We start from the raw sequence: 16,637 nt of genomic DNA, 5'->3' as shown, positions 1-16,637 counted from the left end.
AAATGAAAAGACAACCTAAAAATGGTTGTTTTTTTGTGCTTTAATGATAAAAGCCGTGTTTAAGTAAAAAAGTACGAAGTGTTTTAAAAGAAATCGTCTATAGACATACACCCATTTCAACATTTCTACATAGTATATTACAGGATGGAATCGAGATGATTATTCAAAAAATTGTATACAAATGTTAATTGAGGGACAGAATGGATGTATGGAGGTGGAGGGCTTGAGTTCATTTTTAGCACATAGTCATTACGAGGAAACGTGCGTTATTTGTGAGAATCTTAAACCGAAAGGCATACATCTATATACTTCTTTTATCTGTACGGATTGTGAAAGTGATTTAATACAGACAGATACAAATGATCCAAGATATAAATATTTTCTTAAACAACTTAGGAAAATTACCACACCAGAAATTTTCTCTTAACAAGTCCTTTTTAGGGCTTTATTTTTTTGCTATGAAAGGGGAAAGGAAACCACTTTTTTGCTAAAATAAATAAGACTCTTAAAAGGAAGTAATACGATGAAAAAACAAATGAATACGCCTCTTTTTAACGCACTACTTGAACATAACAAAAAGAATCCTATTTCTTTTCATGTCCCTGGACATAAAAATGGACAAAATATTCAAAGCGAAGCAAGCCACTTTTTTGAACAGATATTAAAAATGGATGTAACAGAGCTGTCAGGGCTAGATGATTTGCATTCACCTGAAGGAGTTATCTTAGAAGCCGAGCAACTTTTAGCTGAACTTTTTCAAACGAGGAAGAGCTTTTTATTAGTAAATGGATCAACAGTAGGTAATTTAGCAATGATTATGGCCGCTTGCAGAGAGAATGATACGGTCTTAGTACAGCGAAATTGCCATAAATCTGTATTAAATGCTTTAAGATTAGTAAAAGTAAGACCAATTTTTTTAGAACCCGAGTATGATCACGACTGGAAGGTAGCTACATGTGTTAATGTAGATACAGTAAAAGAGGCAATTAGTCTTTATTCAAACGTGAAAGCCATCATTCTAACCTATCCTAATTATTATGGAATAGTCTCCGATTTAGAAGGAATTATAAAGGAAGCCCATCTTCATCACATTCCTGTTTTAATTGATGAGGCACATGGCGCCCATTTTAATATCGGACAGCCTTTTCCTGCTTCAGCCGTTCAGTTAGGTGCGGATATCGTCGTTCAATCTGCCCATAAAACACTTCCAGCTATGACGATGGGTTCATATTTGCATGTGAACGGCCACTTAGTTGATGTAAATAAGGTAAAGGATTATTTGCAGATATTTCAATCGAGCAGCCCATCATACCCAATTATGGCATCACTCGATTTAGCGAGAAAATACTTGGCTACATACACACAGCAGGATTTAGATGCTTTACAAAAGAGCATCAAGCAGTTTAAAGCAGAATTAGAAGACATTCCTGGAATTAAGGTTCTAGCATACCCCAATCATCAGGGAGACTTATTAAAAGTAACGATTCAAACTAGGAGTAACTTTAGTGGATTTGAGCTTCAAAAGAGATTGGAAGAAGAGGCTGTCTATACAGAATTAGCAGACCCCTATAATGTACTCTTAGTTCTTCCCTTATTAAAAGAAGGTCAAAGGTATCCGTTTGAAGTAACTGCACGAAAAATAAAAAAGGTGTGTAAAGACTTGCCTTTTCACGAACAAAAGAGCAAACTGACGATGAGTAATCGAAAAGTCTCAGGACTAGCAATTCCTTATAAGGAAATGGACGACTTAGAATCAATGGATGTACCTATTGCTGAAGCAATAGGATTTGTTTGTGCAGAAACAATTATCCCCTATCCCCCAGGAATTCCACTCCTGTTAAAAGGGGAAGAAATAACAAATGAGAGGATTAATCAGCTTCAAACACTGTTAGAAGCAGGAGCAAGATTCCAGGGAGGCTCCTTACTAACTCGAGGAAAAATAAGGGTATTTAAATAACAAGTCTGTGTTAAAGAACAATGCTAATTTTATACCCTGTTGATTGGAGTGGAAGGCTCGAAGACTCCTGTGGGAGTACAGGGGAGACCCCGCAGGCGTAAGCGCCGAGGAGGCTCGCCGAAACGCCCACGAACCGCTCGAGTCTGGAGCGGAAAACAACAGGCAATTTTAACAGAGCAGAAAACAAAGAAGTAGTTTGCTTTTTTAATATATGGAGGTTTTATTTTGAACAGTGGAATATTTATTACGTTTGAAGGTCCAGACGGTGCCGGAAAAACAACAATTTTAAGTATGGTAGCTACTCACTTTAAAGAGGCCATGGTGACAAGAGAGCCTGGCGGCATCGATATTGCTGAACAAATTCGCCAAGTAATCCTAAACAAAGAGAACACCGCTATGGACCCGAGAACAGAAGCCTTGCTATACTCGGCTGCACGAAGACAGCATTTGATTGAAAAGGTAAAACCTGCTCTAGAAGAAGAGAAAATGGTTTTATGTGATCGGTTTGTTGATAGTTCACTAGCCTATCAGGGGTATGCAAGGGGCCTAGGAATTGATGAGGTATGGTCTATTAACCAGTTTGCCATTGAAGACTTAATGCCCCAGTTAACAATCTACTTTGACATTGAGCCAGAGTTAGGGTTAAAACGGATTAACAAAAATAAAGAAAGAGAGATCAATCGTTTAGATTTAGAAAATCTCGAGTTCCATCAAAAGGTAAGAGACGGATATTATCTATTAATGGAACGTTTCCCAGATCGAATTGTGCGTATTGATGCATCCGGTACAGTTGAAGAGGTCTATGAACAAACAGTAAAAATGATTAATGAGAAACTAGGAAAGTAAAGGCCTACAGTTGTTAGGCCTTTTTTTGACATATCAGAATTAATCCCGTGTTCCTATCTATAACAAATGTAAGCAGGACAATAACCTGTTATAATATAGGTAAGAAAACTTTTGCCGAAAAATTAAGAAGAGAGGGTGTTCCACATGAAACTTATCATTGCTGTTATACAAGATCAAGATAGTAACCGATTATCAAAGGCTTTAATAGAAAATAATTTTAGGGCGACAAAATTAGCTAGTACAGGTGGGTTTTTAAAATCGGGGAACACCACTTTTATGATTGGGACGGAGGATATTCGAGTTGACCGAGCACTTCAAGTTATTAAAGAAAACTGTAGGGCTAGGGAACAGCTAGTGTCACCAGTTTCACCTATGGGTGGAAACGCAGACTCTTTTGTTCCATACCCCGTAGAAGTAGAAGTCGGCGGTGCAACAGTTTTCGTTCTTCCAATCGAACAATCCTTACATTTTTAATTTGATGAATACCTTAAGCTATCTTAAACAGTAAGTGAGTGATTACATTGGTCAAAACATGGGATCAACTAGAAGAGCTACAGCCAACAGTCCTAAAAATGTTAAAAAACAGCTTAGTGAAAAATCGAGTGGCCCATGCGTACCTATTTGAAGGCATGAGAGGAACAGGTAAAAGGGAAATAGGCATATTGCTAACAAAATCCCTTTATTGTGAAGCGCTAATCGATGGTTACAAACCATGTGAATCCTGCAATAATTGCCGACGAATCAATAATGGAAATCATCCGGATGTTCATATTGTGGAACCGGACGGGCTATCTATTAAAGTCGATCAGATTAGGAATCTACAAGCAGAGTTTGCAAAAAAAGGTGTAGAATCTTTGAAAAAAGTATATTTAATCTCATATGCTGATAAAATGAGTGTAAGTGCGTCTAATAGTCTTTTAAAATTTCTTGAGGAACCTAATCCTGGAACAGTAGCCTTTTTATTGACGGAGCAAATGCAACAAATATTACCTACTATTCTTTCTAGGTGCCAAATATTAGCATTCCAACCTTTAGCCCCTCAAGTGATGGTTAAAAAACTGGTCGAAAACGGTGTAAAACCAACTAAGGCGCCATTACTAGCTCAGCTTACAAATAATTTAGAGGAAGCTCTTAAATTAAATGTCGATGAATGGTTTGCACAAGCCCAAAAAATAGTGTTAAAATTATATGAGGTGTTGAAAAAAAATCCGTTGGAGGCAATGGTCACACTCCAAGGGGATTGGTTTTTACACTTTAGAGAAAAAGAACAAATTAATCGTGGTTTAGATCTTTTACTTCTTATCTTTAAGGATTTACTATATATACAGCTAGATAAGCAGGAGCAAATTGTTTTCATTGAAGAAAACGAGCGGTTAAAACAGTTTGCCTTGCAATCATCTGGACGGCGCATATCGGATCAAATGTCAGCTATTCTTGATGCAAAAAGGAAGCTGCAGGCAAATATGAATCCTCAGCTGATGATGGAACAGCTTGTGTTAAAATTGCAGGAGGGATCTTCATTTGTATGATGTTGTAGGAGTACGCTTTAAAAAAGCGGGGAAAATCTATTATTTTGATCCAGGAGAGCTCTCCATTCAAAAGGATGACTTTGTCATTGTTGAAACAGTCCGTGGCGTTGAATATGGAAAGGCTGTCATTGCTCGTAAACAGGTTGAGGAGCACGATGTCGTCCTTCCATTAAAAAAGGTGGTCAGAATTGCGGACCAAAAGGATCGAATGATTGTCGAAGAAAACAAGTTTGCAGCCCAGGAAGCTTATGAAGTATGTAATGAAAAAGTCAATGAACATCAGCTGGATATGAAACTGGTGGATGTTGAATATACATTTGATCGAAATAAAATCATCTTTTACTTTACTGCCGATGGAAGAGTAGATTTCCGTGAGCTAGTAAAAGATTTAGCAGCTATTTTTCGGACACGAATTGAATTGCGACAGATTGGCGTACGTGATGAAGCCAAGATGCTTGGGGGCATCGGCCCTTGTGGAAGAATGCTGTGCTGCTCCACATTTTTAGGTGATTTTGACCCTGTTTCAATTAAAATGGCGAAGGATCAAAATCTTTCATTGAATCCTACCAAAATTTCTGGCTTATGTGGCAGGTTAATGTGCTGCCTAAAATATGAAAATGATGAATATGAATCTGCAAAAGCACTACTTCCAGATTTAGGGGAAATCATTGAAACGCCACAAGGTACAGGAAAAGTAGTAGGATTAAATATATTAGAGCGGGTGCTTCAGGTTGAACTAAAGGAACAAGAGCGGGTTCTGGAGTATACTTTGGATGAAATCACTAAAGAAGGTGCCTTTTCTATACAATCCACAGATTAATGAGGTGGAAGACGTGGATAAAAAAGAAATTTTTGAGTCAGTAAGTAATATGGAAACACAAATTGGACATCTTTATCAGAAGCTAGGGGAATTAAAGCAGCACCTAGCCGAAATACTAGAAGAGAATCATTATTTAAAGCTTGAAAATGAACATCTGAGGCGCCGTTTAGATGTAACCACGGAAAATGACAAGAAAGAAATAAAGAATAAGAAGGGGATAATCCCTGAAGCATCTCCTGGGGTAAAACCATTTGATGTTGGTGAAGGATATGATAACCTCGCCCGTCTTTATCAAGAAGGGTTTCATATTTGCAACCTTCATTTTGGGAGCTTGCGTAAGGAAGGCGATTGCTTATTTTGTCTTTCTTTCCTTAATAAGAAATAACCGAAAGAGGCTGACGAAATCAGCCTCTATTTTCATACATTTTTAGATAGGATGATTACGTGTGGTTAACTTAAAAGATGATGAGCGGCTTGATTATTTACTAGCTGAGAATTTAAGAATTATTCAAAGCCCCTCCGTTTTTGCTTTTTCACTCGATGCTGTATTATTAGCTCGGTTTGTGTATGTACCTATACAAAAGGGAAATCTTATTGATCTTTGCAGTGGAAACGGAGTCATTCCGTTGTTTTTAAGTGCTCGTACTAAGGGACAAATTACGGGTGTAGAAATACAAGAGCGTTTATATGATATGGCGAATAGAAGTATTGAATATAACGGTCTACAAGATCGACTACATATGATTCATGGAGACATAAAGGAAATACCAAAGCAGCTAGGATATGGAAAATTTGATGTGGTTACTTGTAATCCGCCTTACTTTCCAACTCCGTCAAAGGATGAAATGAATCCCAATGAACATTTAGCGATTGCTCGACATGAGATCCTTTGTACCCTAGAGGATGCGATCAAGGCCTCGAGTCAGTTAGCGAAGCAGGGAGGAAAGGTAGCTTTTGTACACCGCCCGGGCAGACTATTGGATATCATCACTCTTATGCGTCAGTACAGACTTGAGCCAAAACGAATTCAATTTGTCTATCCTAAGAAGGGGAAAGAGGCCAATACCCTGTTAGTAGAAGCAATTAAAGACGGCAGCCCTGACTTAAAAGTTTCCCCGCCGCTGTTTGTTTATGATGAGGATGATCAGTACACTTCGGAAATAAGGGCAATCTTATATGGAGAATAACAACCACTTCTTTTATGTGCTAACATGTAAGGATGGAAGTCTTTATGGCGGATATACCACGAGCCTTGAGCGTCGAGTGATGCAGCATAATGAAGGAAAAGGGGCCAAATACACTCGGGGAAGAGGGCCGGTAAAACTAACCTATTTTAAAAGGTTTGATAATAAAGGGGATGCACTGAGGGCAGAGCATCATTTTAAAAGTTTAACTCGAAAGAAAAAAGTCGAGTTTTTAATACGCGAAACGGGTGATGAACATGTGGCAGCAGAAAAGCTTTGAGAATGAAGAAAATAAGGGGATTCTATATCTTGTTCCCACTCCAATTGGAAATCTTGAAGATATGAGCTTCCGGGCGATTAGGATATTAAAAGAAGCTGACTTGATTGCTGCAGAAGACACTAGAAATACCAAAAAACTATGTAACTATTTTGAAATTGGCACCCCGATTGTCAGCTATCATGAGCACAATAAAGAAACGAGTGGGGAGAAACTGATTCAAAAAGTACGACAAGGTTTAAAGGTAGCTCTTGTAAGTGATGCAGGTATGCCAGCAATATCTGACCCTGGTTACGAGTTGGTTACGGCGGCAATTAACGAGCAAGTGCCGGTTGTTCCATTACCCGGGGCCAATGCCGCGTTAACATCCTTAATTGCCTCAGGGATAGTTTGTCAGCCATTTTACTTTTATGGGTTCTTACATCGCAGCAAAAAAGATAAGCGGGCCGAATTAGAGCTCTTAAAGAGACAAACGGCAACCATTATTTTTTACGAATCACCCCACCGGCTGAAAGAAACATTAGCCGTTATGCTGGAAGTTCTGGGGAATAGAAATATGGCTGTTTGCCGCGAGTTAACAAAGAAGTATGAAGAGTTTATTAGAGGAACACTTGAAGAAGTAATCAAGTGGGCACATAAAGATGAAATTCGTGGAGAATTTTGTATTATTGTTGAAGGAACAAAAGAAGAGGTAGAAGAGGACACCAACTGGTGGGAAGCCCTATCTATTGAAGAGCATGTCAATCACTATATGTCAGTTGAAAACATTTCTTCTAAGGATGCTATTAAGCAAACAGCCAAAGATCGAGGCCTGAACAAAAGAGAAGTGTATCAGGTATATCATATTGAATAAAAAAAGCTCCGGCACGTAAAGTGCCCGGAGCTATTATTTTGCTAATTCAAAGTTGCTTTTGATTTCTTCTAGTAATTTCTCTGCACCTTCGCGGCTTAGAATTAATTTCCCGCCAGCAAGAGCTAGGTTATCATCAGAAACTTCACCAGTTACCTGACAAGTCATATTTGGCTTGTATTTTTTTAAGATAATACGCTCATCGTCTACATAGATTTCTAGAGCATCCTTTTCAGCAATACCAAGAGTACGTCTTAATTCAATCGGAATAACCACACGACCTAATTCATCAACTTTACGAACAATACCTGTAGATTTCATTTTAAAGTGATCTCCTCTCATCAATACGAAATTATTTATCTATTTTTATTCGTCATTATTCGACAAAATTCTTACAAATTTATAATACCAGTACTTCCCATATCCGTCAATTACTTTATGTTAAAAATAATATAAAATTTTTTCCAACAGTACAAACGTTGATTTAATAGGGTTTTACTAAATATTCATACAATTGTCATAGATTTTTAATATTATTGGATTTTCAGAAAGTTGCTTTTGCAATATCTACATCATTCGACAAATTTCTACAACAACAGACTTAATCCCATATATTGTTCGAATATCAGATTTGATTTATGGGGGCAGAAAAAAGAGTTTTAAAAAAGAGTCAAAAGAAGCGCGTCCTTGCACAAAAGTTTATTTTTCGGTATATTTTGATGATAGAAGCGGGAAAAAAAGGCAATAATGGGTAAATGGGGTTTAGGCTTTTTTACCCGATTATTGTCTATCCCCAGAGCTTGTGCTTTTCTGATGAGGAGGAAAAATAATGGAGGAAAAACTAAAGACTTTTTACCTTACCACACCTATTTACTATCCAAGTGGAAATTTACATATAGGACACGCCTATACGACTGTTGCTGGTGATGCAATGGCACGGTATAAGCGGATGCGCGGTTATGAAGTCATGTACTTAACTGGAACGGATGAGCATGGTCAAAAAATCCAGCGTAATGCCGAGGAAGCAAACATTACACCACAACAATATGTGGATGGAATTGTAGATGGGATTAAAGAGCTGTGGAATAAGCTCGATATTTCCTATGATGACTTTATTCGTACAACAGAAGAAAGACATAAGCAAGTGGTGTCAAAGATTTTTGCGAGACTTTTGGAGCAAGGAGATATTTACCTCGATCAATATGAAGGCTGGTATTGCACTCCATGTGAGTCCTTTTTTACGGACCGCCAATTAGTAGAAGGAAATTGCCCGGATTGTGGCCGAACAGTAGAGCTCGTCAAAGAGGAATCCTACTTTTTTAGAATGAGTAAGTATGCAGATCGGTTATTACAATACTATGAGGAAAATCCGGAGTTCATCCAACCCGAGTCTCGTAAAAATGAAATGATTAATAATTTCATCAAACCTGGGTTGGAGGATTTAGCGGTTTCTAGAACTACGTTCGATTGGGGGATTAAAGTTCCTGGCGATCCAAAGCATGTCATTTATGTTTGGATTGATGCTTTATCCAATTATATTACCGCCCTTGGATATGGGACGGAGAATGACTCCAAATATTTAAATTACTGGCCGGCGGATGTTCATCTTGTTGGAAAGGAAATTGTCCGCTTCCATACGATTTATTGGCCGATCATGTTAATGGCGCTTGAGCTGCCTTTACCAAAGAAGGTTTTCGCTCATGGCTGGTTATTAATGAAAGACGGCAAAATGTCCAAATCGAAAGGGAATGTGGTGGACCCTGTTACATTAATTGACCGCTACGGTTTAGATGCTCTTCGCTACTACCTATTAAGAGAGGTACCGTTCGGTGCAGATGGTGTTTTTACACCAGAAGGATTTGTTGAAAGAATCAATTTTGACTTAGCCAATGATTTAGGAAACTTGTTAAATCGGACTGTTGCAATGATAGAAAAATATTTTGATGGTGTTATTCCTGAGTACAATGGGTCAGTTGGAGCATTTGATGAGTCATTGTTACAAATGAATCATGAAACCATTCAAAAGTATGAAGAGGCCATGGAGAAAATGGAGTTTTCTGTTGCACTAACATCAATTTGGCAATTAGTCAGCAGGACCAATAAATATATCGATGAAACACAACCGTGGACATTAGCGAAGGACGGCGAGAAAAAAGGTGAACTTGCGAGTGTAATGGTACACTTGGCGGAGTCACTACGAAGAATGGCCATTCTTTTACAACCTTTCCTAACTCGTACACCTGGTGGAATCTTTAAGCAACTTGGGATCCATGGTGAGGAGCTTAGAACATGGGAAAGCCTTGAAAACTTTGGATTGATCCCAAATGGAACAAAGGTTGAAAAAGAGGCGCCTCTATTCCCAAGACTGGAAATTGCTGATGAAGTAGAATTCATTAAAACGAAAATGCAAGGATCAGCTCCAGCAGAGGAAGAAAAGAAAGAGGAAAAGGAAAAGGTAGAAGAAAAGCCTGAACCTATGGAAGAAATTTCTATAGATGATTTCATGAAGATTGACTTACGTGTAGCGGAAGTCATTCAGGCTGAACCAGTTAAAAAAGCAGATAAGCTTTTGAAGCTCCAGCTTGATTTGGGTTACGAAGAGCGTCAAGTGGTTTCTGGAATTGCTCAATACTATAAGCCTGAAGAATTGGTAGGACGTAAGGTGATTTGTATTACTAATTTAAAACCAGTTAAGCTTCGTGGTGAATTGTCACAAGGAATGATCTTAGCAGGATCAAAAGACGGCCAGCTTTCCCTGGCAACCGTTGATCAAACGTTACCAAATGGTTCCAAGGTAAAATAATTGTTTAATAAAAGCGCCAATTTTGGCGCTTTTCCTTTTAACGTTGTCCAGTTGCAGCGCCTAGCCCCTCGGGTCAAATAACCTTCGGCAATAAAAGTCAAAATGCGGACTTTTTTTGCCGAAGAACATTTGCCTGTCGGGGCTGCCCAAGGCGCTTCCGCTTTTCTATGTTTCACGTGAAACAATATTCGCTAAATTTTGTCTTTTTTATTAAAGGCTGTGTTAAAGAACAGTGCTGATTTTTACACCCTGTTGATTGGAGCGGAAGGCACGAAGACTCCTGTGGGAGTATGGTTCAGGGGAGACCCCGCAGGCGCTTTTCGCCGAGGAGGCTCGCCGAAACACCCACGGAAAGCGAAGTGCCTGGAGCGGAAATCAACAGGCAAGGTTAACAGAGCCTTATTAGAAAAATAGAAAGTATTGCAGAAAAAAGGAGAAAAGATATGCTATTCGACACACATGTACACTTAAATGCTGATCAATATAATGAGGACTTAGAGGAAGTAATTGCTAGGGCACAGGAAGCGGGAGTTAACAATATGGTGGTCGTCGGGTTTGACCGCCCAACGATTACAAGAGCAATGGAATTAGTGGAACAATATGAGTTTTTGTATGCCTGCGTGGGCTGGCATCCCGTTGATGCCATTGATATGACAGATGAGGATTTACTGTGGATTGAGGAATTAGCTTCACATCCAAAGGTAGTGGCTATTGGTGAAATGGGCTTGGATTATCATTGGGACAAGTCTCCTAAAGATATTCAAAAAGAGGTCTTTCGTAAACAAATCAGACTGGCTAAAAAAGTGAAGCTACCCATTGTGATTCACAATCGAGAGGCAACAGCAGATATCGTTGATATTTTAAAGGAAGAGGGGGCAGAAGAAGTAGGGGGAATCATGCATTGCTTCAGCGGAAGTGCAGAAGTTGCAAAAGAATGTGTGAAAATGAATTTCTATATTTCTCTTGGCGGCCCTGTTACCTTTAAAAATGCAAAAAAACCAAAGGAAGTTGCAGCGGAAATCCCTTTAGAAAAGCTGTTGATTGAAACAGACTGTCCATATTTAGCACCACATCCATATCGAGGAAAGCGCAATGAACCGGGATATGTGAAGCTAGTTGCCGAAGAAATTGCCGAAATAAAGGAGTTGACATTTGAAGAAGTAGCGGATGCAACGACACGAAATGCTAAAAAAGTATTCGCCATAAAATGATAAGGGAATTTGTCGAAGAGACGGGAAGCTTGTCTTAATTTTTTCTGATAACAAAAAGTTCTACATGTCTCCTTTTCTACATAGGATAAACGTGTCGAGAAGTTTTTCTTTGCAAAGATTCCAGTTTTGTGCATAATTAGAAATACCTTCACAGGTGATGCAGGGATTGACCGCCGACAATAGGTTTTCCATAATCTCTCCAAGAAAAGGAGGCGTTTTTCATCGTATTCCAAAACATGAAAAACCTGTTTCCCAAGTCTTTGAGTGGAAGGTCATGGGTCATTATTTTTGCTAGTTTCGTAGTATTGCTAACTACTTTCGGAATTCTGTTTTTTGAAGGATCGAAGAATACAGTAGCGATAACACTAAATGGCAAAGAGATGGTCGTGAACACACATGCGGATACAATCGATGAATTATTAGATGAAATGAATGTATCGCTTCGCTCACAAGACTACTTGTATCCAAAGGCAAACACTAAGGTGAAGGACCACCTTAAGGTCATTTGGAAGCAAGCTAACAAGGTTCACATTGTCAAAGACAACGAGAAGAAAACGATCTGGACTACAGCCCAAACGGTGGCTGAGCTCTTAAAAGAGCAAAAAATTGCATTAAACGGACATGATCAAGTTACACCAAAACCACAAGCGGCAATAAAAGATAAGATGAATATAGATATAAAAATTGCTTTTCATCTTACATATGTGGACGGCGGTAAAGAACAACAAGTTTGGACCACTTCGGCTACGGTCGCTGACTTTTTAACACAACAGGGAATTATACTAAATGAATTTGACCGAGTTGAACCGTCATTAACAGAAACCATCTCAAAGAATGGTGTAGTTAACGTCATTCGAGTAGAAAAAGTCACCGATGTAGTGGAAGAACCAGTTCAATTTGCCGTGGTTACGAAAAAGGATGAAAGTCTAGAAAAAGGTAAAGAGAAAGTCCTAAGTGCAGGTATGCATGGCCTCGTGTCAAGAAAGTACGAAGTGATACTGGAAAATGGCAAAGAGGTAGCTAGGAAACTAGTAAGCGAGCAAAATCTCAAAGAGAAAAAAGATAAAATTGTGGCTGTTGGAACGAAGGATCTGGCTTTACAAGTTTCACGTGGTGCAGTAGAAACGGGTAAAGAGTTTTACGTAACTTCAACTGCGTATACTGCTAATTGCAACGGTTGTTCCGGTCGTACGGCAACAGGTCTCAATTTACGGGCTAATCCGAACATGAAAATTATTGCTGTGGACCCTAGAATCATCCCGCTAGGAACAAAGGTGTATGTGGAAGGCTACGGCTATGCAGTAGCTGCTGACACAGGTGGGGCAATAAAAGGATACAAAATTGATGTATTCATGCCCTCTAACCAGGATTGCTATCGATGGGGGCGCAAGAAAGTAAAAATTAAAATTTTACAGTAGTTTATTCTGTGCAGAGGGTCCTTCCTCTGCATTTTGCTTTTTCCGAGTTTTTCTTTATACTTACATCGATACATACTTTATCATTTTTTCTTTATTTCTTTAGTTTAGTGTATGAATCTGTTCAATAATATAGACGATGGACATTACAGAATTGTTTCAAATTTTTTTCATTTTTTCTTAATTTTATTACGAAGGAATTGGCTTTTATTATGAAGATCAAAGAAATCATTGTGGTAGAAGGGAAAGATGATACCACTGCCATTAAACGAGCGGTTGATGCCGATACAATTGAAACGAATGGTTCAGCTGTCAATCAAGTGACTATTGAAAAAGTAAGACGTGCTCAGGGGACAAGAGGGGTCATCATTTTTACTGACCCTGATTTTCCAGGTGAGAAGATTAGAAAGACCATTGCAGAAAGTGTCCCTGGCTGTAAACATGCCTTTTTGACAAAGGCAGCTGCGCTTGCAAAGGGTGGAAAGGGTATTGGAGTTGAGCACGCCAGCCCAGAAGCGATTAGAGAAGCATTGAAGGAGGCCCAAATTTTAAGGGAGAAACCTTCAGAGGTCATTACACAGGAAGATCTTCTAACAGCTGGTCTAATTGGTGGAGAAGGCGCCAAAGAGAGAAGAATGCTGCTGGGAGAGATTTTAAAGATAGGCTATACCAATGGAAAACAACTGCATAAACGCTTAATGATGTTCCAAATTAGCAAACAGGAATTTGCTGAAGCAATAAGAGTTGTCCAGCATCGGGAGGAAGAATATGAATAAAGATATCGCAACCCCAGTGAGAACAAGGGCTATCTTAGAGAAATACGGTTTTTCATTTAAGAAAAGCCTGGGTCAAAATTTCTTGATTGATACCAATATTTTAAAAAAAATTGTTAGCTTCGCTGATTTGAGTGAGAATTCCGGAGCTATTGAAATTGGTCCGGGAATCGGGGCATTAACCGAACAACTTGCCCGCTCGAGTAAGAAGGTCGTGGCTTTTGAAATTGACCAACGCTTATTACCCATTTTAAATGATACTTTGTCGCCATACGCTAATGTCAAGGTTATTCATAAAGACGTGCTAGAGGCGAATGTGCAAAGCATGATGGCGGAGGAATTCCAAGGCATTGAGGATGTAATGGTGGTAGCTAATTTGCCTTATTATGTAACCACACCCATTATCATGAAACTTCTAGAGGAGCACCTGCCCATCCGTGGAATTGTTTGCATGCTTCAAAAAGAAGTGGCTGATCGAATTTCTGCCAAGCCTGGTACAAAGGAATATGGTTCTCTTTCGATTGCCATACAATATTACACAGAAGCTGAGACAGTAATGATCGTACCTAAAACTGTTTTTGTTCCACAGCCAAATGTAGATTCAGCTGTTATCCGGTTAACTAAGCGAAATCAACCTGCTGTTAGTGTGAAGGATGAGGGCTTCTTTTTCCAAGTGACAAAAGCGAGTTTTGCGCAGAGGAGAAAAACCATTCTTAATAATTTAACTAGTCAGCTTCCTGAAGGGAAACAGAAGAAGGAAGAAATTTTGGCTGCTTTATCGGCGAGCGGGGTTGAACCAACTAGAAGAGGGGAGACGCTTTCCTTAGAGGAGTTTGGTATGCTAAGTGATCAACTATATCCATACTTCCATTAAGACTCTTATAAAGGGTCTTTTTCTTTTTCACAAAGACAATGCACTTAGCATAGCCTAAGGAAGAGAAACTATCTAGAAAAGGCCCTTTTGCTGGTCTTATTGGAGTGACGGCAGTGAATATAAAAATAATGGATATTGTCGGTAGAAAATCATATAACTGTGATATTCTATTTCGCGTTATTGATATTCAACATATAAACGGCCAAAAAGTTGCTATCCTTTATGGTGAGGATTTTCGTCTGATCGCAGATTCACCTTTCACTGATTTAGTCAGTATTGACCAAAATGAAAGAGTGAAACTGGAACAAGAATATAGAACGCTCGAGGAACAATCATTAAAACTGTTTGAACAGGATGTAGATCTGTTAAGGCAAAGGCAAGAATATGAGGCTACTGGGGGATATGTGAAGCCGAGCAATTACTTTCAAATCCCAGGGAAGGTCCTCCATTTAGATGGAGATCCTGCCTATTTAAAAAAATGCATGACTTTATACGAAAAGATTGGAATACCTGTGCTTGGAATACATTGCAATGAAAAGGAAATGCCTGAGAGAATTGGTGAATTAATTGATTATTATCGTCCTGATATTCTCGTTATCACTGGTCACGATGCGTATTCAAAGGCAAAGGGAAAGATAACAGATATTAATGCTTACCGACATTCCAAACATTTCGTTCAAACAGTTAGAGAAGCTAGAAAAAAGATTCCTCATTTAGATCAACTTGTTATTTTTGCTGGAGCCTGCCAATCTCACTTTGAATCCCTCATTCATGCAGGAGCAAACTTTGCCAGCTCACCATCCAGGATCAATATTCATGCGTTAGACCCCGTTTATATTGTTGCTAAAATAAGCTTTACACCCTTTATGGAAAGAATAAACGTTTGGGATGTTCTAAGGAATACACTAACTGGTGAAAAGGGGCTTGGAGGAATTGAAACAAAAGGGGTATTACGTACGGGAATGCCCTACAGGCCACACCACGAGGAAGAAGAAGAATAAGCTTATTAGAGAAGCGGAAGTACTAATAAGTACTGCCCCATTATTCTAATGGGCTTATTTTTTTATGAGTGATACATAATCCACGTCCAATACGGTAACGATAGGAATGTTGAAATTTTAGAGAAAAAGTAGAAGAAAAAGGATTGACAATCATTTTGTTGGACTGATATAATTTATGTTTTTGTTTGACAGAATTATGTCAGTGTGTTATACTTTACACAGTGAGGTGGACCGAATGCCAAAAACCTTAGCCGATATTAAAAAGGCTCTCGACACAAACTTAGGGAAAAGGTTACTGCTAAAGGCAAATGGAGGACGTAGAAAGACGATTGAACGTTCCGGTGTTTTAGCTGAAACTTACCCATCTGTTTTTGTTATTGAACTTGACCAAGATGAAAATTCATTCGAGCGTGTTTCATACAGCTATGCGGATGTCTTAACGGAAACAGTTCAAATTACATTCTACGATGAAACAACAGGACATGTAGCTTTAAGTTAGTATATAAGCAATGAGTGGCAGTAAACTTAAAGTTTACTGCTTTTTGCTGTCTTTAGATTACACTAGGTTTGGCTCCAGGAACTCTTGTGATTCCGATTTAATCATTCCCTTTTATCCCATACTAATAATGCTGTGGGCTGAAGGGGGTTGTTTAGATGGCCAGGAGAAGAGGAATTATGTCCGATCGACTGAAAGTAGAGCTTGCAAAAGAGCTTGGTTTTTATGATGTGGTTCAAAAAGAAGGTTGGGGCGGTATTAAGTCCAAGGACGCAGGAAATATGGTGAAGCGGGCCATGGAACTTGCCCAGCAACAAATGGTCAATCGAGGTTCACATTCTTAATCCTTAGGCTGTGTTAAAGAACAGTGTTGATTTGTACGCCCTGTTGATTGGAGCGGAAGGCACGAAGACTCCTATGGGAGTATGGTTCAGGTGAGACCCCGCAGGCGCTTGCGCCGAGGAGGCTCAACGAAACACCCACGGAAAGCGAAGTGCCTGGAGCGGAAATCAACAGGCAAGTTTAACAGAGCCAATCTTTAAAAAGGTGAGTAAGCATTTCGTTTAAACAAAATCTGTCCCACAGCTGCCAGGGGGCTATG

At 39.1% G+C, this 16,637-nt stretch carries 19 protein-coding genes; 18 read left to right on the top strand and 1 reads right to left on the bottom strand.

Annotated elements, in window-relative coordinates; translation table 11 throughout:
- The first annotated feature begins 208 nt into the window (after nt 1-208).
- From RCG25_RS26025 to rsmI, 10 genes are all read left to right on the top strand, one after another.
- Nucleotides 209-427 (top strand): sigma factor G inhibitor Gin, encoded by a 219-nt coding sequence (locus RCG25_RS26025; RefSeq protein WP_308081643.1) that lies wholly within the window; start codon nt 209-211, stop codon nt 425-427.
- A 96-nt stretch (nt 428-523) separates the two neighbouring features.
- Nucleotides 524-1,957, top strand: coding sequence for an aminotransferase class I/II-fold pyridoxal phosphate-dependent enzyme (locus RCG25_RS26020; RefSeq protein ID WP_308081642.1), 1,434 nt, complete (start codon nt 524-526; stop codon nt 1,955-1,957).
- A gap of 225 nt (nt 1,958-2,182) precedes the next feature.
- Nucleotides 2,183-2,803 (top strand): dTMP kinase, encoded by a 621-nt coding sequence (gene tmk / locus RCG25_RS26015; RefSeq protein ID WP_308081641.1) that lies wholly within the window; start codon nt 2,183-2,185, stop codon nt 2,801-2,803.
- 144 nt (nt 2,804-2,947) lie between these two features.
- The gene (locus RCG25_RS26010; RefSeq protein ID WP_308081640.1) at nt 2,948-3,277 is read left to right on the top strand and encodes a cyclic di-AMP receptor DarA; all 330 of its coding nucleotides are present in this window, start codon (nt 2,948-2,950) and stop codon (nt 3,275-3,277) included.
- Nucleotides 3,278-3,324: 47 nt separating this feature from the next.
- On the top strand, nt 3,325-4,332 hold the full coding sequence (gene holB / locus RCG25_RS26005; protein ID WP_308081639.1) for a DNA polymerase III subunit delta': 1,008 nt from the start codon (nt 3,325-3,327) through the stop codon (nt 4,330-4,332).
- Entirely contained in the window at nt 4,325-5,152 is an 828-nt protein-coding gene (locus tag RCG25_RS26000; protein WP_308081638.1) for a PSP1 domain-containing protein, read from the top strand. The genes holB and RCG25_RS26000 overlap by 8 nt, the downstream gene beginning before the upstream one ends.
- The gene (gene yabA, locus RCG25_RS25995) at nt 5,106-5,537 is read left to right on the top strand and encodes a DNA replication initiation control protein YabA (protein WP_308081637.1); all 432 of its coding nucleotides are present in this window, start codon (nt 5,106-5,108) and stop codon (nt 5,535-5,537) included. Before RCG25_RS26000 ends, yabA begins: the two co-directional genes overlap by 47 nt.
- Before the next feature lie 61 nt (nt 5,538-5,598).
- Nucleotides 5,599-6,339, top strand: a complete 741-nt coding sequence (locus RCG25_RS25990; protein WP_308081636.1) for a tRNA1(Val) (adenine(37)-N6)-methyltransferase — start codon at nt 5,599-5,601, stop codon at nt 6,337-6,339.
- Nucleotides 6,329-6,616: a GIY-YIG nuclease family protein gene (locus tag RCG25_RS25985; protein WP_308081635.1), complete on the top strand. Its 288-nt coding sequence runs from the start codon at nt 6,329-6,331 to the stop codon at nt 6,614-6,616. The genes RCG25_RS25990 and RCG25_RS25985 overlap by 11 nt, the downstream gene beginning before the upstream one ends.
- Complete coding sequence (gene rsmI / locus RCG25_RS25980; RefSeq protein WP_308081633.1) at nt 6,594-7,466, top strand: 16S rRNA (cytidine(1402)-2'-O)-methyltransferase; 873 nt, start codon at nt 6,594-6,596, stop codon at nt 7,464-7,466. Before RCG25_RS25985 ends, rsmI begins: the two co-directional genes overlap by 23 nt.
- A gap of 33 nt (nt 7,467-7,499) precedes the next feature.
- On the opposite strand, the gene RCG25_RS25975 is transcribed toward rsmI, so the two are convergent.
- On the bottom strand, nt 7,500-7,784 hold the full coding sequence (locus RCG25_RS25975; protein ID WP_308081632.1) for a transition state genes transcriptional regulator AbrB: 285 nt from the start codon (nt 7,782-7,784) through the stop codon (nt 7,500-7,502).
- Nucleotides 7,785-8,292: 508 nt separating this feature from the next.
- Here RCG25_RS25975 and metG point away from each other — a divergent pair.
- From metG to RCG25_RS25935, 8 genes are all read left to right on the top strand, one after another.
- Complete coding sequence (metG, locus tag RCG25_RS25970) at nt 8,293-10,266, top strand: methionine--tRNA ligase (protein WP_308081631.1); 1,974 nt, start codon at nt 8,293-8,295, stop codon at nt 10,264-10,266.
- Nucleotides 10,267-10,709: 443 nt separating this feature from the next.
- Complete coding sequence (locus RCG25_RS25965) at nt 10,710-11,477, top strand: TatD family hydrolase (protein WP_308081630.1); 768 nt, start codon at nt 10,710-10,712, stop codon at nt 11,475-11,477.
- A gap of 236 nt (nt 11,478-11,713) precedes the next feature.
- Nucleotides 11,714-12,895, top strand: coding sequence for a ubiquitin-like domain-containing protein (locus tag RCG25_RS25960; protein ID WP_308081629.1), 1,182 nt, complete (start codon nt 11,714-11,716; stop codon nt 12,893-12,895).
- Between the two features lie 209 nt (nt 12,896-13,104).
- Nucleotides 13,105-13,668: a ribonuclease M5 gene (rnmV, locus tag RCG25_RS25955; RefSeq protein ID WP_308081628.1), complete on the top strand. Its 564-nt coding sequence runs from the start codon at nt 13,105-13,107 to the stop codon at nt 13,666-13,668.
- Nucleotides 13,661-14,539, top strand: a complete 879-nt coding sequence (gene rsmA, locus RCG25_RS25950) for a 16S rRNA (adenine(1518)-N(6)/adenine(1519)-N(6))-dimethyltransferase RsmA (protein WP_308081627.1) — start codon at nt 13,661-13,663, stop codon at nt 14,537-14,539. The genes rnmV and rsmA overlap by 8 nt, the downstream gene beginning before the upstream one ends.
- A 113-nt stretch (nt 14,540-14,652) precedes the next feature.
- Complete coding sequence (yabG, locus tag RCG25_RS25945; RefSeq protein ID WP_308081626.1) at nt 14,653-15,540, top strand: sporulation peptidase YabG; 888 nt, start codon at nt 14,653-14,655, stop codon at nt 15,538-15,540.
- A 235-nt stretch (nt 15,541-15,775) separates the two neighbouring features.
- Nucleotides 15,776-16,039: a biofilm formation stimulator Veg gene (veg, locus tag RCG25_RS25940; RefSeq protein WP_307282979.1), complete on the top strand. Its 264-nt coding sequence runs from the start codon at nt 15,776-15,778 to the stop codon at nt 16,037-16,039.
- Between the two features lie 155 nt (nt 16,040-16,194).
- Nucleotides 16,195-16,380 carry a small, acid-soluble spore protein, alpha/beta type gene (locus RCG25_RS25935; RefSeq protein ID WP_308081625.1) on the top strand — a complete coding sequence of 62 codons (186 nt, stop codon included), beginning with the start codon at nt 16,195-16,197 and terminating at the stop codon, nt 16,378-16,380.
- Nucleotides 16,381-16,637 lie beyond the last annotated feature (257 nt).

The sequence above is a fragment of the Neobacillus sp. PS2-9 genome (assembly GCF_030915525.1).
Classification (GTDB): Bacteria; Bacillota; Bacilli; order Bacillales; family Cytobacillaceae; genus Neobacillus.
This window is presented reverse-complemented; position numbering and strand designations above follow the sequence as displayed.